Here is a 25793-nt window from a genome sequence, read left to right as displayed (position 1 = left end):
GGAAAGGACATATATATGAAGATCGCAATTATTGCGCACGACGCTAAAAAAGAGCTTATGGTCCAGTTCTGCAGCGCTTACTGCGGAATTTTATCTAAGCATACACTCATTGCTACCAACACCACAGGTAAGCAGGTAAGCGAAGCTACAGGACTTCCGATAAAGAGGTATCTCAGCGGACAGGGCGGAGCAGAACAGATTCTCGCACTTCTTTCATGTAATGAAGTCGATGTTCTCCTTTTCTTCAGGGATCCGATCAATCCTAAGGCAGCAGATGTACACGGTATGAATCTCCTTAGACTCTGCGACGTTCACAACGTTCCTGTTGCAACAAATATCGCTACCGCTGAAGCGCTGATACTCGCCCTTGAAAGAGGAGACCTTGATTGGCGTGAGGTAGGTAATCCGAGCATCTGATATTTAATTGTCCCTTCATCAAGGGACAATTTTCATGTTAAAACATACAAGGAAAGGCTTGAAATATATGGCTATTAATATCAAACGTCCAAATGGAACCGAAGACGTTCTTCCTAAGGATATCCACAAGTGGTATACCATCGAGAAGATAGCACGCGAAACTGCTGAGAGCTTCGGCTTCGGTGAACTTCGCTTCCCGACCTTTGAGAATACAGACTTATTCCTTCGTTCTGTCGGCGAAACGACCGACGTTGTACAGAAGGAGATGTACACGGTAAAGGCGAAGGAGACTGAATTCACGCTTCGTCCCGAGGGAACAGCATGTGCTATCCGTGCAATGCTCCAGAACGGACTTCTCAATGAAGCTATGCCCCAGAGGATATTTTACATCATCTCATGCTTCCGTCATGAAAGACCACAGGCAGGCAGACTCCGTGAATTTCACCAGTTCGGACTTGAAATGGCCGGAAGCTCTTCGCCGGCTGCCGACGCTGAGGTAATAAGTCTTGCCAAGAATATTCTCGACAGGCTGGGACTCAAGAAGATAGAGCTTCACATCAACTCTATCGGCTGTCCGGCTTGCCGCGCCAAGTACCATGAGGCACTGAGAGCTTATTTTGAACCCCATAAGGACGAGCTCTGTGACACCTGCAAGGAGCGTCTTGTCAAGAACCCGATGAGACTTCTCGACTGCAAGAGCCCTGAGGACCGCGAAATAGCCAAAGACGCTCCGGTTATTCTCGATTATCTTTGTGAGGAGTGCAGCGACCACTTTACAAAACTGAAAAAATACCTCGATAACGCAGAGATATCCTATGTTGTTGACCCGAAGATCGTACGTGGACTTGATTACTACACCAAGACTGTTTTCGAGTTCATTACGACCGAGATAGGTGCACAGGGCACAGTCTGCGGCGGCGGACGCTACGACGGACTCATTGAGCAGCTCGGCGGACAGCCTACTCCTGCTCTCGGCTTCGGTATGGGTATAGAGCGACTTCTCATTGTTATGGAAAAGCAGGGATGTGATTACCTTGCTCCTAAGAAGTGCGATATTTACTTCGCAACAATGGGCGACGCAGCTCTTGAAAAGGCGATGGAGCTTACACGTTCACTCCGCGAATACGGATATTTCGCCGAATACGACCTTATGGGCAGAGGTATCAAGGCTCAGATGAAGTACGCCAACAAGATAGGCGCAGTTTATACAATGGTCATCGGCGATAATGAGCTCAATGACGGAAAAGCCCGCCTCAAAGAAATGGAGAGCGGCGAGGAGAAGGAAATGCTCCTCAACGATAAATTTACAGCAAACTTTGAAAACGAGTATTTCAACAAAGTACTTGATGTTATAGACGAGGAAAATCAGTCTATGTTTGCATTCACAGGGGAGGATAAGTAAAATGGCAGACAGTATGAAAGGTCTGAAGCGTACACATTACTGCGGTGAGGTCACAGAGATAGGACAGGAAGTAGTAGTCGGCGGATTTGTTGATAGAATCAGAAACAAGGGCGGAGTTATCTTTATAGTTCTTCGCGACAGAACAGGCGTTGTACAGCTTCTTTTCAACGACGAAACTGACAAGGAGCTTTTTGAAAAGGCTGCTTCGTGCAGAAGCGAGTATGTTCTCATGGCAAAGGGAGAAGTCCGCGAGCGTGAGAGCAAGAATGATAAACTCAAGACCGGTCATGTTGAGATCTTTGTAAATGACCTCAGGATACTTGCGAAGGCTCAGACAACTCCTTTCGAGATAACTGACGAGACAAAAGTTAATGACGAGCTTCGTCTGAAGTACCGTTATCTTGACCTCAGGCGTGCTCCTCTTCAGAAAAACATCATCAGACGCCATCAGATCGCCAAGGTGACCCGTGATTATTTTTATGAGAACGGATTCCTTGAAATAGAGACTCCTATGATGATGAAGTCCACTCCGGAGGGCGCAAGAGACTATCTTATCCCTTCGAGAGTTCATCAGGGCAAATTCTACGCTCTGCCTCAGTCTCCTCAGATCTACAAGCAGCTTCTTATGATCTCCGGATTTGACCGTTATATCCAGCTCGCGCGCTGCTTTAGAGATGAAGACCTGAGAGCTGATCGCCAGCCTGAATTTACTCAGGTCGATCTTGAGATGTCTTTTGTTGACGCAGAGGATATCCAGGAGTGCGTTGAAGGCTATATCAAGCGCCTTTTCAAGGAAGTTCTTGGTGTTGACATTCCAACGCCGCTTCCTCGACTTACATTTGCTGATGCAATGAACCGTTACGGTTCCGACAAGCCTGATACTCGATTTGGCTTTGAGATACAGGATATCACTGAAACAGTAAAGGACATTGATTTCGTTGTATTCAAGAATGCAATCGAAGATGGCGGCTCTGTCCGTGCGATAAACGTAAAGAACGGTGCAGCGACTTATACCCGCAAGGAGATAGACAAGCTTGTTGAGCACGCTAAGGGTATCGGTGCAAAGGGTCTTGCTTATATACGCTGGGCTGATGAGCCTAACTGTTCATTCAAGAAGTTCCTTGCAGACGGTGTACTTGAAAAGATATGTGCAGCAGTTGATGCTCATGAGGGAGATCTCGTCCTCATATGTGCCGACAGGACAAAGACTGTTCTTGCAACTCTTGGCGCAATAAGACTTATATGTGCAAAGAAGCTTGATATCATTCCCGAGGATCAGTACAATTTCCTCTGGATAACAGAAATGCCTTTCTTTGAGTATGATGACGATAATGATAAATGGGTGGCAGCACATCATCCCTTTACAATGCCTATGGAGGAGTGTCTCGGTTATCTTGATACTGATCCTGCAAACGTTCGTGCAAAGGCTTGGGATCTTGTTCTCAACGGTACAGAACTCTCCAGCGGTTCAATGCGTATTACAGATTTCGAGCTTCAGCAGAAGATGTTTGAAGCACTTGGCATGACCGATGAGGAGATACAGGCGAAGTTCGGCTTCCTTGTCGATGCTTACAGATACGGTGCTCCGCCTCATGGTGGTATGGGTATCGGACTTGATCGTATAGCTATGATCATGTGTAAGGCAGACAGTCTCCGTGATGTTACTGCATTCCCCAAGGTCCAGAATGCAAGCGAGCTTATGTCAGAGTGTCCTTCAACCGTTGACGACGAGAGTCTTGATGTCCTTGGTATCAGCGTAGTTAAAAAAGAGGATAATGAGTAATCGTTTCTACGCAGTATGCGGAATACTTGATATCGACGGGAAAATTCTTTTTGTTCGTCATACCTATGGCGCTGCAAAGGAAAGAATACTTATTCCGGGGGGATATGTCAAGGAAGGTGAGCTTCCATCTGAGTCTGTTCGACGCGAGTTGCTTGAAGAAACCGGTGTTATCGCAGAAGCAGAGTCTGTTTTTGCTGTACAGTTCAGGAAGGAGCAGTGGATCATCGTTTTCAGATTGAGGTATATCTCAGGTGAACCACGGTCTGATGGCTATGAAAACAGCGAGGTCCTGCTGCTGACGCCTGAAGAAGCTGTTAAGCGCAGTGACATAACAAATATGAGCCGAGCAATTCTGAACGCATACATTGATCAAAAGGATAATACTCTTGAACGCGGAAGTTATAATTCAATTTCTCTTAAAGATGAGACATTTGAGATATTCGGCGTATAAAAACAAAGAAAACAACAAAAAATTATACGATTATTATTGACTTTTTATTCAATATCAGGTATAATATTAAATATAAGATGAATAATCTAAAAAGGGAGCTGTCTGTAGGGTTGGCTCCCTTTCTGTTTAATGTTAGAGTTTATTAACAGATTATCTATTGACTATTGGTTTTCAAAGTGATATACTTAGTGTATTGAATGACTGTTGGTCATTTTTAAGGAGGTAATAATATGGCTTCAGAAGCCGTAAAAAAGATACTTGAAGCCGAGGCACTTTCAGAAAAGAAAAATGCCGAAGCAAGACGCAGGCGCGAGGATATTATAAGTTCTGCTTCGGGAAGTTCTTCTCTTGCTATCCAAAAAAAAATCAGTGAGGCTGCTTCTGAAGTGTCAAAGCTGAGACAGACGTACAGCTCAAAGCTTGAGAGTTACAAACATAACGCCGAAGCTGAGTGTCAAAACAAGATCAGCGAGATAAAAAAACTTGCAGGTTCAAATACAGACAAAGCTGTTGATGAGATCATTCGCAGATTTTTCTGATATTCGTTCCTGAAAGGAGTGTGATGTAAAATATGGCGAAGCTCAAAATGAAAAAAATAGAGCTTATAGCTATGCTTACCGATAGTAAAAAAATAATCGAGCTTCTGCAGCGCAGGGGAGTTGTTGAGATATCAAAAAACACCGATGAAGAGCTTGAAAACACTAATGTTACCGCTGTTGTCGGCGAATTTGAAAAGTTTCGCAGTACCGCTGCTCAGGCTCTGGAGATAATCGATTCGGTCGCTCCGGAAAAGGTCGGACTGGCGGATATGTTCAGTGGCAAGACCGAGGTCGAAAAGCATGACTTTGGCAGAGAGGCAATGCAGATGGAAAAAGTCATGGGAGCGGCTAATGATATAATCCGAAATCAGAAAGTGATTAACGAGTCAGCTGCTGCTGTGACACAGCTTGAGATCAAATGTGATATGCTTGATCGTTGGCTGCCGCTTGATATTCCGCTGAATTTCAAAGGAACATCAACCACTTCTGCATTTATCGGCACTCTTCCGTACCAGACCTCTGCTGAGGAGCTTGAAGGGCAGCTGCCCGAAAGGTGCAGTGTTGAAGTTATTAGCGGCTCAAAAGAACAGACTAATCTGTTTATACTATGCAGTAAGGACGTATATGATGAAGCGGAGAGCATTCTTCGCAAGCTCACATTCGTTTCCATATCTGAGAGCGACAGCAGGACTCCTTCGGAATTGCATGAACAGTACAAGCAGGAGATCAAAAAGCTTGAAGAACGCTCCGAGGAAGCTGCAGACAACATTGAAAAACTTTCCGAGAACCGAAAACAGCTTCAGTTTGTTATCGATTATCTGCAAATGCGTAAGGAGAAGTATGACGCGCTGAGCGGACTTGGTTTCACCGGTTCCACGTTTGTGCTTACGGGATATATCCCGGAGAAATACACAGAATCGCTCAAAAAAGAGATTGAAGCCAGATATACGGCTTCAATAACATTTACTGATCCTGACGAGGATGAAGACGTTCCTGTTCTGCTTGAAAACAGCAGGTTCTCAGCTCCTGTCGAGGGCATAACCAAGATGTACGCTCTTCCGGCAAAAGGAGATGTTGACCCGACACCTGTAATGTCATTCTTCTACTATCTGTTCTTCGGAATGATGCTGTCAGACGCAGGATACGGACTTCTCATGGTCATTGGAACAACAATTGCTCTGAAAAAGTTCAAGCTTGAATCAAGCATGAAAAAAACACTGACGATGTTCCGAAACTGCGGTATTTCTACTGTTTTCTGGGGAGCACTTTTCGGAAGCTGGTTCGGAGATATTGTTCAGGTCGTTTCCCGTGAATTCTTTGGCAAAGAGATCGGAAGCATAGCTCTTTGGTTTGAACCATTGACCGATCCCGTGAAACTGCTTCTTGTTTCATTCGGACTTGGTATACTGCATCTTTTCCTCGGTGTTGCCGTGGCATTCAAGATGACATGGGATACCGGAAAGAAACTGGACGCTGTTTTTGATGCACTGCCTATATATCTTATAGTTCTCGGCGTGGCGCCTATCGGTGCAGGAATGTTTATCTCTGTACCTTCGGCGCTTACAAAAACAGGCACATATATGCTTATCGCAGGCGTTATCATGCTTGTGCTTACAGCAGGAAGAACATCCAAGTCAGTTTTCGGAAAGTTCTTCGGCGGTCTGTATGCGCTGTACAATACAGCTACGGGATATCTCGGTGACATACTTTCATATTCGCGACTCCTTGCTCTCGGACTTGCAACGGGAAGTATCGCAAGTGTTATCAACCTTATTGGTACAATGCCTGAGAACAAGATCGTCAAGCTCATACTGCTTATCATAGTCTTTGTAGTGGGACATATCGCTAACCTTGCCATCAATCTCCTCGGTGCATATGTTCATACTGACAGACTGCAGTTTGTCGAGCTGTTCAGCAAATTCTACACAGGAGGCGGCCGCGAGTTCGCTCCGCTTACTGTAAATACAAAGTATATAAAATTCAAGGAGGAAAATTCAAATGACTAACGGATTAGTATTAGCAATAATAGGAGCTGCACTTGCAGCACTTTTAGCAGGTATCGGTTCTGCAAAGGGCGTAAGCCTTGTTGGTGAGGCAGCAGCAGGCGTTGTATCTGTTGACCCCTCAAAATTCAGCAAGGTGCTTCTTCTTGAACTCCTTCCCGGTACACAGGGACTTTACGGACTTATCGCAGCTATGTTCATTCTTCTTCGCACAGGAGTTCTTGGCAGCGGTGCAGAGGCTCTTACACTTCAGCAGGGACTTGGTTTCCTCGCTGCTTCACTTCCTATTGCAGTTGTCGGACTTATCTCGGGAATCATGCAGGGCAGAACAGCTGCCGCAGGCGTAAGCATTACAGCTAAGAAGCCCGACCACAACGGTAAAGCTATCATCATGGCAGCAATGGTCGAGACATACGCTATTCTTGCACTTCTCATATCAGTCCTCATGATACTGAATATTGCTGTATAACGGAGGTAGGATTATGTCAGGACTTGACGAGATCTTAACTCTCATAGAACAACAGCAGAAAGAAACTGAAAGCAGCATACTCAAAGCTGCCGAAAGCAGGGCGGATGTAATAAAAGCAGAGGGAAATGAAAAAGCCAAGAAAGCTTATGAGGAGTATCTAAAAAATGCAAAAGCTCAGGCTGAGAAGGACTTTGAAAACTCATGTGCTTCAGTGGACGCTTCCATGAAGCGTAAGATACTCGCCTGCAAGGTTGAGATTATAGACGATACTATCGAAAAAACCATCTCAAAGCTCAAAAATCTTCCCGAAAAGGAGTACTTTGATCTTCTTATCAGGCTGATCAGCCGCCACTTACAAAAAGGCAGCGGTGTGCTTGGGCTTTGTGAAGCTGATCTGAACCGTGTTCCGGCAGATTTTGAGAAGAAACTGTGTGAACTGACAGAAAAAATCGGCGGTAGCATTCAGCTTTCAAAGCAGCCTGCGGATATTGAGGACGGATTTATTCTCAGCTATGGACTTATCTCTGAGAATTGCAGCTTTCGTGCAATGATGGAAGCTGAAAAGGAAGACATCAGAGATACAGCGGCAAGGATTCTGTTCGGGTAGGTGATAGCATGAACGGAACAAAATACGCAAATGCAGTCGGTGCTGTCAGGGCTATGGAAAACACACTTCTGAGCAAAAGCGACATTGAGCAGATGATAAACGCTCGCTCAAAGGCAGAGATAAGCTCGATTTCCGCATCAAAGAGCGGTACATCTAAGCCTGATGATCTTAATGATGTCTGGGCAATGCTCATGGAATATGCTCCTGATTGCAAAGAACTGGAAATTCTTCTCTACAGAAATGATTTCCACAATCTTAAAGCAGTTCTGAAGGCAATAATCTCCAACAGAGCCCCGGAGCATTATTATATATCACCGTCAAATGTGGGACTTAAAGAACTCACAGACGCTATAAACACAAAGGATGCAAGCGGGCTTCCCGAATACATGAGAAAGACTGCTTCTGAAGCGTATGAGCTGGTGACGAGGACTCTTGACGGACAGCTCTCAGACTCTCTCATTGACAGAGCATCACTTGAGGCAATGCAGAAAAGCGCTGCTCACTCCGGCAGCGAGTTTATGCAGAAATATGCACAGCTTATAACTGCCTGTGCGGATATTAAAACTGCATACAGATGCTGTCTGCTGGGAAAATCGGCGCAGTTCATGGAGAACGCTGTGTGCGGCAGTCCGGAGCTCGAAAAAGACGCTCTTATAAAAGCTTCGCTTGCCGGTACAGAGCAGCTTTTCTCACACCTTGAGACAACAGCTTACAGTGACGGAGCAGCATTTCTGAAAGAATCTGCTGCAAAGTTTGAAAAGTGGTGTGATGATGTTCTGATGGAGCTTGCTGAGTCAGCGAGAATGCTTGCTTTCGGGTCTGAGCCTCTTGCTGCATACTTCATTGCAAAGGAAGCAGAGATAAAAAACCTCAGGATTTTGTCAGTATGCAAGGAATTCGGTGCAGATAAGGAGACTATCACGGAAAGGATGAGAAAGCTATATGTATAAAGCAGCAGTAATAGGCGACAGTGCCAGCGTATCAGGCTTTGCTGCGCTCGGGCTTTCCGTATTCCGTGAGACTGAACCTGATAAAATAACCAAGCTCATTTCGAGGCTTGCAGCAAATGATTTTGCTGTGATCTATATCACAGAGCCTGCTGCTGCACTTGTGAGCGACACAATAGCTAAATACAGAAGCAGCAAGCTTCCGTCAATTGTTCTTATCCCTGCCATAGAGGGGAATACAGGTGACGGAATGAGAGCACTTCATGAGGCGGTAGAGAAAGCTGTCGGCTCAGATATACTGAATTAGGAAAGAGGCGGATTTGCATAAATGAACAGCAAAGGTACAGTAGTAAAAATTTCAGGACCGCTGGTCGTTGCCGAAGGTATGCGCGACGCCAATATGTTTGACGTTGTAAGGGTAAGTGAAAAGCGCCTTATCGGCGAAATAATAGAGATGCACGGTGACCGTGCTTCAATACAGGTTTACGAGGAGACCTCAGGTCTCGGAACAGGTGAGGGCGTTGAATCCACAGGCGAGCCCATGAGTGTTGAGCTTGGTCCCGGTCTTATCGGAAGCATCTTTGACGGAATACAGCGTCCTCTTGACGATATAAGAAAGGTCTGCGGAAACAACCTCCAGAGAGGTGTTGAAGTTCCCTCACTGAAAAGAGAGCCGCTCTGGAAGTTTACTCCTACAGTCAAGGCAGGAGATAAGGTCACGGGCGGAGATATAATCGGAACAGTTCCCGAAACAGACATTGTTCTTCATAAGATAATGGTACCAAACGGTATCGAAGGTACAGTAAAAAAGATATCTGAGGGCGAATTCCATGCCGATGATATTGTCTGCACTATCGAAACATCCAAGGGCGACAAAGAGCTTTCTCTTATCCAGAAGTGGCCTGTAAGACGCGGAAGGCCATACAAGAAAAAGCTTTCACCCGATATGCCTTTGGTAACAGGTCAGCGAGTTATTGACTGCCTTTTCCCAATAGCAAAGGGTGGAGTTGCAGCTATCCCGGGTCCTTTCGGAAGCGGCAAGACGGTAACTCAGCATCAGCTTGCAAAGTGGGCAGAAGCTGATATCATCGTTTATATCGGTTGCGGAGAGCGTGGAAACGAGATGACAGACGTTCTTAACGAATTCCCCGAGCTTATCGACCCACACACAGGTAAATCCCTTATGGAGAGAACAGTGCTTATTGCAAATACATCAGATATGCCTGTTGCAGCCCGTGAAGCTTCAGTTTATACCGGTATCACAATAGCAGAGTATTACCGTGATATGGGCTATTCAGTTGCCCTTATGGCTGACTCCACATCACGATGGGCAGAGGCCCTTCGTGAGATGTCCGGTCGTCTCGAGGAAATGCCCGGTGATGAAGGTTATCCTGCATACCTCGGAAGCCGTCTCGCACAGTTCTATGAGCGCGCAGGCAGGGTTATTTCAAACGGTACCGAGGGCAGGGAAGGAGCACTTTCGGTAATCGGAGCTGTATCGCCTCCCGGCGGTGATATATCCGAGCCGGTTTCTCAGGCAACTCTCCGTATCGTAAAGGTTTTCTGGGGACTTGATGCTAATCTGGCATATCAGAGACATTTTCCTGCTATTAACTGGCTCACCAGCTATTCACTCTATGCTGACTCACTTGCAAGCTGGTACGATAATAACGTATCCAAGGACTGGATGAAGTCCAGAGCAAGATTTATGGAGATACTTCACGATGAAGCGGAGCTTAAAGAGATAGTAAAGCTCGTAGGTATGGACGCTCTTTCGCCAAGAGACAGACTGAAAATGGAAACAGCACGTTCCATCCGTGAGGACTTCCTGCACCAGCTCGCGTTCCACGAGGTAGATACCTACACAAGTCTTAAAAAGCAGCTCTACATGATGAAGCTGATACTCAACTTTAATGATGAGGCTTCTGATGCAGTTGCAAAGGGTGCAGATATTGAAGAAGTAGCTAATCTTGCAGTAAGAGAAAAGATAGGCCGTTTCAAGTATATAGAAGAAGATAAAACAGACGCAGAGTTTGATAAGCTTTCAGTGGAGATATCCTCTGAGCTCAACGACCTGCTTGACAAGGAGGAAGACTGATGCCAAGAGAATACAGAACGATCGAGGAAGCGGCTGGTCCTCTGCTTCTTGTAAAGGATGTTGAGAACGTAACCTATGGTGAGCTTGCAGAAATAAGACTTAAAAACGGTGAGAAGCGCCGCTGCCGAGTTCTTGAGATAGACGGCACAAATGCCCTTGTACAGCTTTTTGAGAATGCAGCAGGTATCAATCTTCAGGACAGCAGCGTCGTATTTTCGGGTCATCAGATGGAGCTTGGTGTTTCAGAGGATATGCTGGGACGAGTTTTTGACGGACTTGGCAGACCTATAGACGATGGTCCTGAGATAATTCCCGAAATGAGACTGGATGTAAACGGACTTCCTATGAATCCTGTTGCAAGACAGTATCCTCAGGAGTTTATCCAGACCGGTGTTTCAGCTATTGACGGACTGAACACCCTTGTAAGAGGACAGAAGCTGCCTATATTCTCAGCAAGCGGACTTCCTCATGCTCAGCTTGCAGCTCAGATAGCACGACAGGCTAAGGTGCGCGGCAAAGATGAACAGTTTGCTGTTGTATTTGCAGCTATGGGTATTACATTTGAGGAGTCCGAGTACTTTGTGCAGAGTTTCAGAAGCACCGGAGCCCTTGACAGAACAGTTTTATTCATCAATCTTGCAAATGACTCGGCTATCGAGCGTCTGGCAACTCCTAAAATGGCGCTTACAGCGGCTGAATATCTTGCATTTGAAAAGGGAATGCACGTTCTTGTAATTCTTACGGATATCACAAACTATGCAGATGCTCTCCGTGAGGTATCTGCAGCCCGTAAGGAAGTACCCGGACGAAGAGGCTATCCCGGTTATATGTATACCGATCTTGCAACTATTTATGAGCGTGCTGGTCGTCAGAACGGCAAAGAGGGAAGTATTACAATGATACCGATCCTCACTATGCCCGAAGACGATAAGACTCACCCGATCCCCGATCTTACGGGTTATATCACAGAGGGACAGATAATACTCTCCCGTGAGCTTTACAGAAAAGGTATCAATCCTCCCGTAGATGTTCTTCCTTCTCTTTCACGTCTGAAGGATAAAGGCATAGGCGAAGGCAAGACAAGAGCTGACCACTCCGATACTATGAATCAGCTTTTCTCGGCATATGCCAGAGGAAAGGATGCCAAGGAGCTTATGGTCGTTCTTGGTGAAGCAGCACTTACACCTACTGATCTGCTCTATGCAAAATTTGCTGATGAGTTTGAGAAAAGATATGTTTCTCAGGGCTTCGAGAACAACAGAAGCATTGAAGATACGCTTTCAATAGGCTGGGAGCTTCTGAAGCTGCTTCCAAGAAGCGAGCTTCGCAGAATCAGAGAGGAGTATCTGGTCAAGTACTACGATACTCAGAAATGAGGTGAGCTGATTGGCAAGATTGAATGTTAATCCCACCAGAATGGAACTCAGTAAGCTGAAGAAGAAGCTTGTTTCAGCGAGGAGAGGTCACAAGCTGCTCAAAGATAAGCGAGATGAGCTTATGAGACAGTTCATGATACTCATAAAAGAAAACCGTCAACTGCGAACTGAAGTCGAGCAGGCTATAAATGAGGCAAACAGATATATGGCTGTTGCAGGCTCTGTAATGCAGAAGGAAGTCCTCGAAACAGCATTAATGCTGCCTAAGCAGGAAGTCGAGCTGGAGGTCAGCGAGAAGAATGTTATGAGCGTGTATATCCCCGAATTCAAGACAAAATTCAGGACAGATGACACTAATGACATCTTTTCATACGGTATGGCGTTTACCTCTATCGATCTTGACGGTGCGGTAAGTGCGCTCAGTGCGGTTTTTCCAAAGATGATAAGACTTGCTGAAATAGAAAAAGCCTGCCAGCTTATGGCAGACGAGATCGAAAAGACCCGCAGACGAGTAAATGCACTGGAGCATATAATGATACCCGATTATGAGGAGACCATAAAATTTATAACCATGAAGCTTTCGGAAAATGAAAGAAGCACAACAACTTCACTGATGAAAGTAAAGGACATGGTTCTCAAACAGAGCCATAATTATCACTAAAAAGAAAACACAGGTACTTTTGTACCTGTGTTTTTTATCTTTCAGGAATATCTGTAAAAGGATCACCTGAGGTTCGTACTTTGAAATCTGAGACAAAGCATTTCCCGCGATAGATGTAGACAATGCACTTTGTACTTGCAAGACTGTAGCACGGATCGTCAGTATATCCCTCAGAAACAACTCTTTTTCGCTTACCATATGAGACTTCAAGCGAATATTTGTAATGAGTAATACCTTTTCTCGATGAGCTCGTTCTTTGATAGCTAAGTATTTCCGCGGGAAATCTATCGCCGTTTTTAATTACAGTAGTTATAGTGTGCAGCTTTCTGATAGCAAAATAATTGTAAACAGTTGAAGGAAGGTAAATGACTCCGCCCATAAATAAGCGCATTTGTATAGAATGATAATAAGCCGCAACAACAATGACAGCAATAGCTAACCATAAGAAATTTAAGCAGCAGATAATTGCTATAATTTCACCTCGGCTGAAAGCGTATTTATGAAGCGGGTCCATCAAGACATCACAAATAATGTTTCCGTAATTGTATTTATTTCCCATATTATTATAATAATACCGTGTACATATAAGTACACGGTATTTGTAATTTGTTTAGTTCTTCTTCTTTGCTTCGATCTCAGCGAGAGCGTCTTTACGGGAGAGGTTTATTCTGCCCTGACGGTCGATCTCTGTTACCTTAACAACGATCTCGTCTCCGATAGAAACAACATCTTCCACCTTCTCTACTCTCTGCTTGTCCAGCTTGGAAATGTGTACCAGACCGTCCTTGCCGGGAGCAATCTCAACGAATGCACCAAAGTCCATTATTCTTACTACCTTTCCCTTGTAGATAGCACCTACCTCAGGATCATTTGCGATAGTGTGGATTATCTGGAGTGCCTTATTTGCGTTATCAGCATCAACACCGCTGATAAATACATTTCCGTCATCGCTGATATCGATCTTGACATCACAGTCTGCGGATATCTTCTGGATAACCTTACCGCCCTGACCAATGACTTCGCGGATCTTGTCAACAGGAACCTTTGTCTGGAGCATCTTGGGAGCATACTTGTTAACAGTAGGTCTGCTCTCGGGAATAGCCTTGAGCATGATCTCATCAAGAATGTAAAGACGAGCCTTTCTTGTCTTTTCGAATGCTTCCTTTATAATAGCAGGAGTGAGTCCGTCTATCTTGATATCCACCTGAATAGCTGTGATACCCTTGTGAGTACCGCCAACCTTGAAGTCCATATCACCGAAGAAATCCTCAAGACCCTGAATATCAACCATTGTCATAAAGTCATCGCTGTCGGGAAGAGTGATAAGTCCGCATGAGATACCTGCAACTGGAGCCTTGATCGGAACACCTGCGTCCATAAGAGCGAGTGTTGAACCACAGATAGAACCCTGTGAAGTTGAACCGTTTGAAGAAAGTACCTCTGAAACCAGTCTGAGTGCATAGGGGAATTCCTCAACAGGAGGAATAACAGGAGCAAGAGCTCTTTCTGCAAGTGCACCGTGACCGATCTCACGACGTCCGGGGCCTCTGCTGGGCTTTGTCTCACCTACGGAGTAGCTCGGGAAGTTGTACTGATGCATATATCTCTTTGAATCTTCCTCATCGAGACCATCGATCTTCTGTGAATCGCTGACAGGTCCGAGTGTAGCGACAGTAAGAACCTGTGTCTGACCTCTTGTAAAGAGACCTGAACCATGTACACGTGGGAGTACGCCAACCTCGGCAGCCAGAGGACGGATCTCGTCGATACCACGTCCGTCAACACGCTTACCCTCATAGAGCCAAGTACGAACGATCTTCTTCTGAAGCTTGTATATACACTCATCTATCATGGGTATCTGCTCGGGATACTTTTCATCGAAGTTTGCGTGGATATCGTCAACAATGGGAGCAAGTCTCTCGTCGCGAACATTCTTGTCGTTTGTATCAAGAGCTACCTTTACGCGGTCAGCTGCAAATGCTTCGATAGCATCAAACATATCGTGGTCAACTTCCATTGACTCGAATGTGAACTTGGGTTTACCGATCTGAGCACGGATATCGCTGATGAAAGCGACCATCTTCTTGATTTCCTCGTGACCCTTGAGAATAGCCTCAAGCATTGTATCCTCGGGAACTTCGTTTGCACCTGCTTCTATCATTACGATCTTCTCGGCAGTACCTGCAACTGTAAGAGTAAGGTCGGTCTTAGCTCTCTGCTCGAGAGTAGGATTGAGAACGATCTCACCGTCAACAAGACCAACATTGATACCTGCAATAGGACCATTCCACGGAATATCGGAAATGGAGATAGCTATTGAAGTAGCGATCATACCTGCGATCTCGGGAGAGTTATCAGGCTCTACTGCGAGAACTGTCATAACTACCGAAACGTCATTTCTCATATCCTTTGGGAACAGAGGACGGATAGGTCTGTCAACGCAGCGTGATGTAAGAATTGCCTTTTCGGAGGGCTTGCCCTCACGCTTTGTGAATGAACCGGGGATCCTGCCTACTGAATAGAGTCTCTCTTCGTAGTCAACTGAAAGAGGGAAGAAATCGATGCCCTCTCTGGGCTTAGCGCTTGCAGTAACGTTAGCCATTACAACTGTTTCGCCGTATCTTACCCAGCATGAACCATTGGAAAGTCCGCAGGTCTTGCCTGTCTCGACGATAAGCGGTCTGCCCGCATATGTCGTTTCAAAAGTTCTGTAGTTTTCAAACATATAATCTGCCTCCAATTTGATTATTTTTTATCAGAGGAGAGCCTTTAGAAGTTAGAGGTAAAAGCCTGCAAACAGCAGTTTCCGACCCTTACCTCTGACTTCTAATCCCTGCACTCTGATAGACGTAAAGGCAGAAGGGTATAAATAACCCCGCTGCCTTTATACTCATGATTACTTACGGAGACCGAGCTTCTCTACGATAGCGCGGTATCTGTTGATATCCTTCTTCTTGAGATAGCCGAGAAGGTTACGTCTGTGACCAACCATCTTGAGAAGACCTCTTCTTGAGTGGTGGTCATTCTTGTGGGTCTTGAGGTGGTTTGTAAGGTCGTTGATCCTTCTTGTGAGGATAGCGATCTGAACCTCAGGAGATCCTGTGTCATTTTCGTGTGTTCTGTTAGCCTCAATAACGGCTGTCTTTTCATCCTTCAATAACATTTGAAGCACCTCTTAATAAAATATTCCGCTAACTCAGTGGGGGGTGAAAGTCGAGGACATGCCCCGAACCAAGTACACGGTGATAATATTATACCATATAAAAACATTTTTGTAAAGTCTTTTTTTCGATTTTTACGAAAAAACTGGATTTTAATAAGTTATTTGATCTGCGGTTTTAACAGTTTTCTTAAAGAATATAGTTGACTATTGGGGCGTTATGTGGTAAAATAGAAATACAGAGGTCTGCTTATTAACAGATTGGAGGATCAGGTTATGAAAAAAAATGCTTTCGACTATGTATGGACAGATAAAAAACGTTCACTTTTCGGTCTGCCTCTTACTTTCACACGCTATTATCTTACCGAATCAAAATTCATCACCAGAACGGGCTTTCTCAGTATCGATGAGGATGAGATAGATCTTTACAAGATCACAGATAAAAAAGTAAAATATCCGTTCTTTCAGCGCCTTTTTAACTGTGGTACTATAATAATCTACAGCCGTGACGCTGATACTCCTTCAAAAGAGGTCCACTGTATTAAAAATGTCAGAAAGGTCTCCGAGCTTATTGATAAATATCTTACCGTTATGAGAGACAAATACGGCATAAGAGGAAGAGATATGATGGGCTTCCATTCAGGTCAGGATCATTACGACGATTTCGACGATATGCATGACCAAGACGGAGATTTTTGATTTCAGAGGTGATTGGGAGAATGCTCTCGTTTATAACAGAAAAACAATCCAGCTGGGACAGACTGAAGGCTGAGAAGCGTCCTATATTCATATATGGTATGGGTGACGGCGCACTAAAGATCATGTCTGTTTTCCGTAACAAAAAAATAACCGTAGCAGGTATTTTCGCAAGCGATGATTTTGTACGCGGACATTCTTTTGAGGGTTACAGAGTCCATAAGCTTTCAGAGATAGAAGAAGCAGTTGACGATTTCGTTGTTGTACTTGCTTTTGCTGCAGGCTATCAGGAAATTGTCGATAAGGTACATGCTATTGCATCAAAGCATACGCTGTATGTTCCTGATGTACCTGTTATCGGCAGTGGTATCTTTACATATGAGTACTGTGTAGAGCACGCCGATAAGATACAGCAGGTCTATGACAGCCTTGCTGATGATTATTCACGCAAGGTATATGCAAATATCATCAACTTCAAAATCAGCGGCAAGATAGAATACCTCTCAGCTGTTACAACATCAAAGGCTGAGATATATAAGAAGATCATAAAGCCTAATCTCAACGAGGTTTACGTTGACCTCGGAGCTTATAACGGCGATACTATTAAAGAAGTTCTTGAATTCACTCACGGGAAATATGTTTCTATATACGCCCTCGAGCCTGATAAGAAGAACTTTAAGAAGCTGGCGAAATTTGTTGACGGAATGCCTCATGTCTATGCGTATAATGCTGCGGCATGGTGTGTCGATACAGAGCTTCCGTTTTCAGCCAAGGCAGGTCGCCAGTCTGCGATAAGCGCTTCATCAGAGAATATGGTCAGTGCATTATCTGTGGACAGTGTTCTCGCCAAAAAGCCTGCTACGATCATAAAAATGGACGTTGAAGGCTTTGAGAGAGAGGCGATCTGGGGAGCTGCTCTGACAATTTCACATTATGCTCCTAAGATGATGGTCTCACTCTATCACAGAAATGAAGATATATTTGAGCTGCCATTATTAATAAAGAAGCTCAATCCATCATATAAGCTGTATATCAGGCATCAGCTTTACATCCCGGCGTGGGAAACAAATCTTTACGCGACTCTTTGATATAACGATAAGTAAAAACGGCTTTACCAAGTAGTAAAGCCGTTTCGATTTATAACTTTGAATATGTCTTTGCAGTAAACTTCTCACCGTAAACAAGGAACCTTTTGTGAATACCTTCTCCAATGTCTCCTGCTTCATCATAAGCCTTGACAGAAAATGTAAGCTCACGTCCGTTAACTTCTACAAGTTCAGCTTCAGCACATACCTTCATATTCTTTGGAGTTGCCGATACATGCTTCACATTCATTTCAGTGCCTACGGTCGTTTCATCACCTTCAAGATACTCCGAAACACAGCTGCAGGCAGCTTTTTCCATCAGCATTACCATAACAGGAGTGGCAAGTACTTCAAGACTGCCGCTTCCTACGTTTACTGCAAGGTCTTTATCCGAGACTGTAAGCTCGGAAGTACCTGTGAGTCCTTTTGTAATTTCTTTCATTGAACGATTCTCCTTAGTTATGTGTTGACAATTCATCTTCCGGAATAGGTGAAGGTGAAAATTCTTCCATTATCACACGATCAATTGTGATTATATCAAGCTCTTCGTTCCTTGGTATATCACTGTTGTATTCGGATGAATAAACCGGAACAGTTTCCATGAAGCCGTTCATCTTCTCTATGAATGCGTCTCTTGGAGCGTCTATAATGTTAAGAATTATATACGGCATATAGAAGAACGATGTTTCATGGTCGGGGATATATGAGAAATCCGCATCATAATTGCTCCAGAAGAAGTACTTCTGCTGATAGAGCGGTGTGCAGTTTTCTCCGCTGAGCCCCAACTGATTGTATACGCTTGTTTCACCGCGCAGTGAGGGGAAGTGGTCGCCTACGAAAAATACAAGTGTCGGCTCATCGATCTCCTTGAGCTGAGCGAGAAATTCCTTCAATCCCTCGTTAGAATGATGTATCCATGTCAGGTAATTGCCAAATTCGTCATCGGGATCCTCTCCCTGATTGTATGGCTGATGATTCTGCATTGTTGTTGTGTGGAGATAAACAGGTCTGTCTGAGTTCTTGATCTCATATACGATCTGATCAAAAACAGTTGAATCATCCACATATGTTCCGAAGTGCTTAACAGGAACTGTAAAATCAGTCGAACCTGCCTGATCATCGTGATAGATCATCTTCTCAAAGCCGAAATGTCCGTAAATTCTAGCTCTGCTGTAGAATCCGCTCATAAACGGGTGAACATAAACTGTCTCGTATCCCCAGCTCTTATAGTATTGTGCGAGTGCAGGCTGCTCACGATCGGCAAGCTCACGCTGGGGCATATTAGGCGTATTGAGTCCTCTTACGGGAAGACCAAAAAGGAGCTCAAATTCAGATCTGACAGTCCAGCTTGCGTATGTTGGAGTAATAGCTGTACCACCTTTTCCCTCTGCAGCAGCTCTGTCAAAATATTTATAGCAGTCCTTGTCTATGTCGAGCTGGTCAAAAACTCGGAAATCAGCATAGGACTCACTCATTATAACAATTACATTCGGTTTTTTGCCGCCGTTGAAGTCCTCGTGTGTATCGACAGGTATATTCATGAGCTGATCTATGTATTCCTCACTGTAATCCTCGGGAACAACAAGTCGGTTTGAATAGCTTTCGGTAGCAGTCTGAATAAGAAATGCAAGGAAATGATTTTTGTCAAACTTCTCGTTGAGAATAAAAGCGTTTGTTGCGTTTGTGGTATCGAGCTTGAACGTCTTATAAACAGGCTTATAAAAAGCAGGGAGCACGATAAGCGCTGCAACAGGTAAAACGCAGGCACATGAAACTGTAACACGTTTTATCGGAGTTGCCTTTAGTTTGGGGTTAAAGTACATCGCTACAAGTACGAACGCAACAACTATGGCGTAATACAGTATCAACTGAGGGGTTATCTTGATGTATGCGAAAGAGGTGAGGCTTTTGACGCTTCTCACCAGCTTCATATCGGACAGAATAAGGTGGTTGCCGTTTGTTCCGTATTTAAAAAGTTCGGTCGTACTAAGTGCCATGAATATAAAGCTGTGGACAGCCATGGCGATCCAGCCTTTTTTGAAGATTCCAAGGAAGAAAACAAAGAATACAGCTGTGAGCAGTATATCGAATATCAGAACTGTGGGTCTTTCGGTCCAGAACTTAAAGTAAGAAGTGAAATATTTCGATTGCGTTATTTCAGCCATACTGCAGATAAACACAGGGAATATGATCATAAGAAACATATTGAATTTGCTGAACTTTGTTGTATTAAGCTCACGTTTCTCATTGAATTTCTTTAATCTTGGAAAACGTACTTTTTTGGGAGCTGAAGGCTCCAGAGCAGCTTCTATAGGGTCGCTGACGTCTTTCATGAGCGGATCAGCGGTCTTTAAAGCTGCTTCCTTCTCACTCACGTTGGACTTTTTTGTCATTTGTCATCATCCTTCACAATTTTTATTTATGTAAATAGTTAGTTTTCACTTGAATACTTATTATAAATATAGCATAATACTGAAGAAAGTTCAAGATTTCGACGGAATTATCATTGTTTGTTCACGAAATTCGGCGCATTGGTAACAGTGTACTGAATAACTTCCTCAAAATTGTGCATATTGCCCAGAAGTTACTTGAGCCATCCTTTCTTTTCAGCGTTATCAAGAACCTTGTTTATGAGTTTGGCGAGTTCATCTGATTCGTTGAAGTAATCAGCGTTACGAGCCAGTACTTGTTTTTTAGCTATTCCATGCTCTCTCCAAGATATCCCTTCTTTGGTGTAGTTCAGCAAAAGGGGCTGAATACGGTCGATGACCGCAGCAAATCTTGCCTCATTCGTCTTGCTGTCCTCGAATTCGCGCCATAAAGAGTAGTACTCGTCTTTCTGATCTTCCGGAAGAAGTCCGAATATCCTCTGCGCTGCCTTTTCTTCGCGCTCTGCCTTTGTGGAGTTGCCGTCTGCATCATAGCAATATGTATCACCTGCGTCTATTTCAACAACATCATGTATCAGAAGCATCTTTACAACTTTATTGATATCGATGTCCTTGTTTGCGTACTCGCTGAGGAGAAAGGCGGTTATAGCAATATGCCAGCTATGTTCAGCGTCGTTTTCCTTCCTGTTTTCATGCAGAACATAGGTCTGACGGTAAAGATTTTTCATTTTGTCCAGTTCGAGGAAGAAATCCAACTGCTTCTTTAATCTGTCATTGATCATTTTATCACCTCTAAATCACCATTCCGCCGTTAACAGCAAGAGTCTGACCTGTTATGTACTCAGCACGTTCAGAAGCAAGAAATGATACTGCATCCGCTATATGATGTGGCTCACCGAATACACCGAGCGGGATATCTTCCTTTATGAGCTCAAGGTCTTCTTCGGAAAAGCATCTGTTCATTTCTGTCATTATAAATCCGGGTGCTACGCAGTTTACTCTTATTCCCGACGGAGCGACTTCCTTGGCAAGGGCTTTAGTGAAACCTATCAGACCAGCTTTGGATGCCGAATAATCGACTTCACACGAAGCCCCGCATTGTCCCCACATCGAAGAGATATTGATGATATTTCCGCTTTTTTGTCTTATCATTTCGGGAAGGACTGCTCTCGCGCAGTTCATAGCCCCACGCAGATTGATATCAAGAATATTATCGGAGTCGAAGCCGCTTATATCGGTGAACACTCCGATCTTAGACACTCCTGCATTATTAACCAGAAGATCGATACACCCTATTTCGGAAATATAAGAAAGTACCGCCTTTTTATCAGACACATCAAAACATACTGCAATTCCACCTGTTTCTGAAGCTATTTTTTCGGCTTTATCTTTTGAATGAGCATAATTGACATAGACTTTGTATCCTTCATTGGCAAGTTGCCGACAAATAGCTTCACCGATGCCGCCTGTGCCGCCTGTTACAAGCGCTTTTTTCATGAATAATCCCCCTTACGGTCGTTTGTGTTTAATAATTATAACATATCCTGTCGCAAAAATCCAGTATTATACTTGAAATTAATCTTGATTCATGGTACAATAAATATAATATTGTATAGGGAGTGTTACATTTGGACCAGAAAAAAATCGACAGGATCAATGAGCTTGCACACAAATCAAAAGCTGAAGGTCTTACAGATGCTGAAAAGGCGGAACAGACAGAGCTCAGGAATGAATACAGGAGAGCTGTAACAGGCAATCTTGCTGCGCAGCTGGAAAATACATATATTATGACACCCGACGGCAAGAAGCGTAAAGTCAGCAAGGGCAGGTGAAAGTAATGAGCTTTGATGAGCTTTTTGAAGAAGCTGTGAAAGCTTCGGAGAGATCGTATTCAAAATATTCTGGATTTTCCGTTGGAGCCGCTCTTATAACCGCCGACGGCAGGCTCTACACAGGATGTAACATTGAAAATTCATCGTATTCACTGACTAACTGCGCCGAGAGAACTGCTGTTTTTAAAGCAGTCTCAGACGGATATACAAAGTTCAGTGCCATAGCTGTAGCAGGAAGCGGCAGCGGCGACTTTTCCAAGCCTTGTTATCCGTGCGGTGCTTGCCTGCAGGTCCTCAGTGAATTCTGCGAGGATGACTTTACGGTGGTTTTGTCTGACGGCACTCACAAGCTTTCCGATTTTCTGCCAATGCGTTTTTCGGAGGAAAGCATGAAGTGATTACGGTCCATGAAGAAATAGCAGACAAGAAGCGTTTTATGAAACTGCTTCTTCTTGGAGATGAGCAGGAAAGTATGATATTGAGGTACCTTTCGCGCGGAAGGCTGTTTGTGATGAATGACGGTGGCAAGGCGGTTGCGGTATGTGTTGTAACTGATGAAGGAAACGGAACACTTGAGATAAAGAATATAGCCGTTTCACCGGAGTCACAGCGCTTGGGGTACGGAAGAAAGATGATCTCTTTCATCGAAAACAGATTCTCAGGTTCTTTTCGTCGGCTCATTGTCGGAACAGGCGACAGTCCGCTTACTGTGCCTTTTTATGAGAGCTGTGGTTTTGTCAGAAGCGGTGTTATCAAGAATTTTTTTATTGATAACTATGATCACCCGATAATTGAAGCGGGCGTTCAGTTATGTGATATGATATGTTTTGAAAAGGAGCTTCCCGAAAGATATGGAACAGTTAGCAAAGGTTTTACCGAAATATAAAGAAAATATAATAGTTGCCGTAGTTTTCAGAAAGCATTTTGAGTGGTATGTTGCTCCGAAAAATCTATGGAAAATGGACTATAATAAGCTGTACTCCATCTGGAAGGCTCTTTACTCACGAAGCGGCAGGTCGTATGAAGACTTTGAGCTCAATATAGGAAGCTTTGAAGACTTTTGTGAAAAAAGATGGGGGATAGAGGTGCTTGACGAAAACACAGCGAGTCATTTTCTCGGACATCTTTTCAAGTGCCGGTATTCTGCTGACGAGCTCAGGCTCCTCAGGACTATGGCACGGGACGATAAAAAGATAGATTATCAGCCCTCGCTGTATATTGATTTTGATAATAATATAATGTACTCTGCATTCCCTAAGCCCGAAAACTTTGAGAGCTTTGTTCCTAAGGGATGGCAGGGAAGATACGGTGATTTTTCCGCGATGATACCTGCGGATAAACGATTTTGAGTTTTCTCGGAGGAAATATGCTTAAAGATTTAATTGAAAAACATCTTCTTGAAGTCCAGAAACCTTCAAGATATATCGGCGGAGAAGTCGGAAGCGTAATTAAAGACAAATCCAAGATCGATGTGAGATTTGCTTTTTGCTTTCCGGATACATATGATATCGGAATGTCTCATCTCGGCATGAAAATACTTTATTCATTGACTAATGAGCGTGAAAACTACTGGTGCGAGCGCTGTTTTGCTCCTGGAGAGGACTTTGAAGCGGTAATGCGCGAGAATAATATCCCTTTATATGCGCTTGAAAGCCTCGACCCTATAAAAGAATTCGATTTTATCGGCTTTACTATGCAGTATGAGCTCTCATATACCAATGTACTTAATATGCTCGACCTGGCTGGAATACCGATATTTGCAGCTGACAGGACACAGGAGCTCACACAGATAGTTGTTGCAGGCGGTCCTTGCGTCTGTAATCCGGAGCCACTTGCCGACTTTTTTGATATATTCATTCTTGGAGAAGGCGAGGAGGTCAACCTCGAACTTATGGACCTCTATGCCGAAATGAAGAAGCAGGGAGCTTCAAGAGATGATTTCCTTCGCAGAGCAGCTCATATCGAAGGAGTATATGTTCCGAAGTTCTATCATTTTTCGTATAAGGCTGACGGGACGATCGACAAAATCACGGTATCCGACGGAGCTCCAGAAGTGATCAGCAAAAGGATAATCAAGGACTTTGACAAGGTGTTTTATCCCGATAATTTTGTTGTTCCTTTTACAGAGATCGTTCAGGACAGGGCATCGGTAGAGGTTCTTCGCGGATGTATTCGCGGCTGCCGTTTTTGTCAGGCAGGCTTTATATACAGACCGTTCAGAGAGAAACATACCGAGACTATATGTAAAGAGGTAAAGTGCCTTTGCGAAAACACGGGCTACGATGAAGTTTCTCTTGCGTCACTCAGCACCAGCGACCATTCCGAGATCGATCCTATGCTGACAGCATTGCTTGATTATACGGTAAGTGAAAGGATAAATCTTTCCCTCCCTTCGCTAAGAGTCGATAATTTCTCGGAATCTCTGCTCGAAAAGATCAAAAAGGTCAGAAAGAGCGGACTGACTTTTGCTGCTGAAGGCGGTACGCAGCGCCTCCGTGACGTTATAAACAAAAATGTATCCGAAGAGGAGATAATGAACACCTGCCGCATTGCTTTTGAAGGCGGATATTCTTCTGTAAAGCTTTATTTCATGATGGGACTGCCCACTGAGACCGACGAGGACATCGTCGGGATCGCAGAACTTGCAAACAGGATCATAGACCTGTATTATAGTATAGAGAACCGTCCCAAGGGCAGGGGAGTACAGATATCCATCAGCTGTGCTACATTTGTTCCGAAGCCCTTTACTCCGTTCCAGTTCGAGCCTCAGGATACAAGAGAAATGATCGAGCATAAGCAGAAGCTGCTTCTGGACTCTGTCAAGACCAAGAAGATCAAGGTAAGCTATCATAATCCTGATGTCAGCCAGCTTGAGGTCATACTTGCAAAGGGCGACAGAAGACTGTGCAAGGCGATCTATACCGCATGGAAGAAAGGCTGCAAGTTTGACAGCTGGGACGAATACTTCAACTTTGAGAAATGGATGGAGGCTTTTGCTGACTGCGGCATCGATACATCATTCTACGCAAACCGCAGATTTGAGTACGATGAGATACTTCCATGGGATCATCTGGACTATTATGTCAGCAAAGAGTTCCTCATACGCGAAAACAAGACAGCTCATAAATCTGTTACAACACCTAACTGCCGCCTGAGGTGTTCGGGCTGCGGAGTAAATAAAAAAGTCGGGAGGGAATGCTTTTGATCCGTGTAAGAGCAACATTTGAAAAATGCGGCCGTGCAAAATATATTTCTCATCTCGATCTGAACCGCTGTATGCTGAGAACATTCAGACGCTCGGGACTTCCTATATGGTACACCGAGGGCTTTAATCCTCACCCATACTATTCCTTTGCCCTCGCTCTTTCACTCGGTTTCGAGAGCAGCTGCGAGATACTTGACTTCAATCTTAATGAGGAAATGCCCTATGATGAGATAAGGGACAAGCTCAATGCAGTCATGCCTGAGGGCATGAAGATAATAAAGGTAGCAGAACAAAAGCAGAAAATAACAGCAATAACCGAAGCAGAGTACAGTTTTTCGCTGGTTTCTGATGATACAGAAAGGCTTTACGGCGATATCGAGGCTCTCCTCGGTATGCCCGAGATACTTATTGAAAAGAAGACTAAAAAAGGTATCAAAACTGTTGATATAAAGCCCTCTATTAAAGTCATGCGCTGTGAAAAGAACGATAGATCCGTTGATATGGTCATAAGGCTTCCCGCAGGAACACAGACGAACTTTAACCCGACTCTGTTCATAGATGCTCTCAGGAACTGTAACGGAGCGCCCTTTGAACCCGAAAAAATTCGACGCACGGGAATTTTTTGCGAAAATAATGAAATTTTTTCGTGAAAACACTTGCATTTTTCTGCAA

General features: G+C 44.2%; 27 protein-coding genes. 21 read left to right on the top strand and 6 right to left on the bottom strand.

Annotated features, from left to right (window positions below; translation table 11 throughout):
- Positions 1 to 15: 15 nt before the first annotated feature.
- The 13 genes from DSZ37_RS00775 to DSZ37_RS00715 all read left to right on the top strand — a co-directional run bounded on the left by DSZ37_RS00775 (position 16) and on the right by DSZ37_RS00715 (position 12753).
- Positions 16 to 417 carry a methylglyoxal synthase gene (locus tag DSZ37_RS00775; RefSeq protein WP_009984662.1) on the top strand — a complete coding sequence of 134 codons (402 nt, stop codon included), beginning with the start codon at positions 16 to 18 and terminating at the stop codon, positions 415 to 417.
- Positions 418 to 484: 67 nt separating this feature from the next.
- On the top strand, positions 485 to 1819 hold the full coding sequence (gene hisS, locus DSZ37_RS00770; RefSeq protein ID WP_109725072.1) for a histidine--tRNA ligase: 1335 nt from the start codon (positions 485 to 487) through the stop codon (positions 1817 to 1819).
- Position 1820: 1 nt separating this feature from the next.
- The gene (gene aspS / locus DSZ37_RS00765; RefSeq protein ID WP_109725071.1) at positions 1821 to 3602 is read left to right on the top strand and encodes an aspartate--tRNA ligase; all 1782 of its coding nucleotides are present in this window, start codon (positions 1821 to 1823) and stop codon (positions 3600 to 3602) included.
- Entirely contained in the window at positions 3595 to 4053 is a 459-nt protein-coding gene (locus tag DSZ37_RS00760; protein WP_109725070.1) for an NUDIX domain-containing protein, read from the top strand. The genes aspS and DSZ37_RS00760 overlap by 8 nt, the downstream gene beginning before the upstream one ends.
- 230 nt (positions 4054 to 4283) lie before the next feature.
- On the top strand, positions 4284 to 4592 hold the full coding sequence (locus DSZ37_RS00755; protein WP_109725069.1) for a hypothetical protein: 309 nt from the start codon (positions 4284 to 4286) through the stop codon (positions 4590 to 4592).
- A 32-nt stretch (positions 4593 to 4624) separates the two neighbouring features.
- On the top strand, positions 4625 to 6598 hold the full coding sequence (locus tag DSZ37_RS00750) for a V-type ATP synthase subunit I (RefSeq protein WP_109725068.1): 1974 nt from the start codon (positions 4625 to 4627) through the stop codon (positions 6596 to 6598).
- Positions 6591 to 7064, top strand: a complete 474-nt coding sequence (locus tag DSZ37_RS00745) for a V-type ATP synthase subunit K (RefSeq protein WP_028520508.1) — start codon at positions 6591 to 6593, stop codon at positions 7062 to 7064. The genes DSZ37_RS00750 and DSZ37_RS00745 overlap by 8 nt, the downstream gene beginning before the upstream one ends.
- Positions 7065 to 7077: 13 nt before the next feature.
- Positions 7078 to 7671, top strand: coding sequence for a V-type ATP synthase subunit E (locus tag DSZ37_RS00740; RefSeq protein WP_109725067.1), 594 nt, complete (start codon positions 7078 to 7080; stop codon positions 7669 to 7671).
- Positions 7672 to 7679: 8 nt separating this feature from the next.
- On the top strand, positions 7680 to 8621 hold the full coding sequence (locus DSZ37_RS00735; RefSeq protein WP_109725066.1) for a V-type ATPase subunit: 942 nt from the start codon (positions 7680 to 7682) through the stop codon (positions 8619 to 8621).
- Entirely contained in the window at positions 8614 to 8925 is a 312-nt protein-coding gene (locus tag DSZ37_RS00730; protein WP_109725065.1) for a V-type ATP synthase subunit F, read from the top strand. Before DSZ37_RS00735 ends, DSZ37_RS00730 begins: the two co-directional genes overlap by 8 nt.
- Positions 8926 to 8946: 21 nt before the next feature.
- Positions 8947 to 10716 (top strand): V-type ATP synthase subunit A, encoded by a 1770-nt coding sequence (locus tag DSZ37_RS00725; protein WP_109725064.1) that lies wholly within the window; start codon positions 8947 to 8949, stop codon positions 10714 to 10716.
- Positions 10716 to 12092, top strand: a complete 1377-nt coding sequence (locus tag DSZ37_RS00720) for a V-type ATP synthase subunit B (RefSeq protein WP_109725063.1) — start codon at positions 10716 to 10718, stop codon at positions 12090 to 12092. Before DSZ37_RS00725 ends, DSZ37_RS00720 begins: the two co-directional genes overlap by 1 nt.
- Before the next feature lie 10 nt (positions 12093 to 12102).
- Positions 12103 to 12753, top strand: a complete 651-nt coding sequence (locus DSZ37_RS00715; protein ID WP_109725062.1) for a V-type ATP synthase subunit D — start codon at positions 12103 to 12105, stop codon at positions 12751 to 12753.
- 610 nt (positions 12754 to 13363) lie between these two features.
- Here DSZ37_RS00715 and DSZ37_RS00710 read toward each other — a convergent pair.
- Both DSZ37_RS00710 and rpsO read right to left on the bottom strand, forming a co-directional pair.
- Positions 13364 to 15478 carry a polyribonucleotide nucleotidyltransferase gene (locus DSZ37_RS00710; RefSeq protein ID WP_109725061.1) on the bottom strand — a complete coding sequence of 705 codons (2115 nt, stop codon included), beginning with the start codon at positions 15476 to 15478 and terminating at the stop codon, positions 13364 to 13366.
- A gap of 171 nt (positions 15479 to 15649) precedes the next feature.
- Complete coding sequence (gene rpsO / locus DSZ37_RS00705) at positions 15650 to 15916, bottom strand: 30S ribosomal protein S15 (protein ID WP_028520517.1); 267 nt, start codon at positions 15914 to 15916, stop codon at positions 15650 to 15652.
- Positions 15917 to 16189: 273 nt separating this feature from the next.
- On the opposite strand from rpsO, the gene DSZ37_RS00700 reads away from it, so the two are divergent.
- The gene (locus DSZ37_RS00700) at positions 16190 to 16612 is read left to right on the top strand and encodes a PH domain-containing protein (RefSeq protein ID WP_109725060.1); all 423 of its coding nucleotides are present in this window, start codon (positions 16190 to 16192) and stop codon (positions 16610 to 16612) included.
- Between the two features lie 20 nt (positions 16613 to 16632).
- Positions 16633 to 17697: an FkbM family methyltransferase gene (locus tag DSZ37_RS00695; RefSeq protein WP_109725059.1), complete on the top strand. Its 1065-nt coding sequence runs from the start codon at positions 16633 to 16635 to the stop codon at positions 17695 to 17697.
- Positions 17698 to 17746: 49 nt separating this feature from the next.
- On the opposite strand, the gene DSZ37_RS00690 is transcribed toward DSZ37_RS00695, so the two are convergent.
- From DSZ37_RS00690 to ymfI, 4 genes are all read right to left on the bottom strand, one after another.
- The gene (locus tag DSZ37_RS00690; protein ID WP_109725058.1) at positions 17747 to 18136 is read right to left on the bottom strand and encodes a thioesterase family protein; all 390 of its coding nucleotides are present in this window, start codon (positions 18134 to 18136) and stop codon (positions 17747 to 17749) included.
- Between the two features lie 13 nt (positions 18137 to 18149).
- Entirely contained in the window at positions 18150 to 20087 is a 1938-nt protein-coding gene (locus DSZ37_RS00685; RefSeq protein ID WP_109725057.1) for an LTA synthase family protein, read from the bottom strand.
- A gap of 191 nt (positions 20088 to 20278) precedes the next feature.
- Positions 20279 to 20866, bottom strand: coding sequence for an HD domain-containing protein (locus DSZ37_RS00680; RefSeq protein ID WP_109725056.1), 588 nt, complete (start codon positions 20864 to 20866; stop codon positions 20279 to 20281).
- 10 nt (positions 20867 to 20876) lie between these two features.
- Positions 20877 to 21581, bottom strand: coding sequence for an elongation factor P 5-aminopentanone reductase (gene ymfI / locus DSZ37_RS00675; RefSeq protein WP_109725055.1), 705 nt, complete (start codon positions 21579 to 21581; stop codon positions 20877 to 20879).
- A gap of 131 nt (positions 21582 to 21712) precedes the next feature.
- On the opposite strand from ymfI, the gene DSZ37_RS00670 reads away from it, so the two are divergent.
- Genes DSZ37_RS00670 through DSZ37_RS00645 form a run of 6 tightly spaced genes read left to right on the top strand, consistent with a single transcriptional unit; the run spans position 21713 to position 25771 of the window.
- Positions 21713 to 21916 (top strand): DUF896 domain-containing protein, encoded by a 204-nt coding sequence (locus DSZ37_RS00670; RefSeq protein ID WP_109725054.1) that lies wholly within the window; start codon positions 21713 to 21715, stop codon positions 21914 to 21916.
- A 5-nt stretch (positions 21917 to 21921) separates the two neighbouring features.
- The gene (locus DSZ37_RS00665; protein ID WP_109725053.1) at positions 21922 to 22314 is read left to right on the top strand and encodes a cytidine deaminase; all 393 of its coding nucleotides are present in this window, start codon (positions 21922 to 21924) and stop codon (positions 22312 to 22314) included.
- A complete protein-coding gene (locus DSZ37_RS00660) occupies positions 22314 to 22802 on the top strand; it encodes a GNAT family N-acetyltransferase (protein WP_431768061.1) in 489 nt (162 codons plus the stop codon). Before DSZ37_RS00665 ends, DSZ37_RS00660 begins: the two co-directional genes overlap by 1 nt.
- A complete protein-coding gene (locus DSZ37_RS00655; protein WP_109725052.1) occupies positions 22768 to 23265 on the top strand; it encodes a hypothetical protein in 498 nt (165 codons plus the stop codon). Before DSZ37_RS00660 ends, DSZ37_RS00655 begins: the two co-directional genes overlap by 35 nt.
- A 17-nt stretch (positions 23266 to 23282) precedes the next feature.
- The gene (locus DSZ37_RS00650; protein WP_109725051.1) at positions 23283 to 25121 is read left to right on the top strand and encodes a TIGR03960 family B12-binding radical SAM protein; all 1839 of its coding nucleotides are present in this window, start codon (positions 23283 to 23285) and stop codon (positions 25119 to 25121) included.
- Positions 25118 to 25771, top strand: a complete 654-nt coding sequence (locus tag DSZ37_RS00645; protein ID WP_109725050.1) for a TIGR03936 family radical SAM-associated protein — start codon at positions 25118 to 25120, stop codon at positions 25769 to 25771. The genes DSZ37_RS00650 and DSZ37_RS00645 overlap by 4 nt, the downstream gene beginning before the upstream one ends.
- Positions 25772 to 25793: the final 22 nt, after the last annotated feature.

This window comes from Ruminococcus flavefaciens (assembly GCF_900116855.1).
Classification (GTDB): Bacteria; Bacillota; Clostridia; order Oscillospirales; family Ruminococcaceae; genus Ruminococcus; species Ruminococcus flavefaciens_R.
The sequence above is the reverse complement of the archived record's forward strand: the minus strand, read 5'-3'. Positions and strand labels throughout refer to the sequence as shown.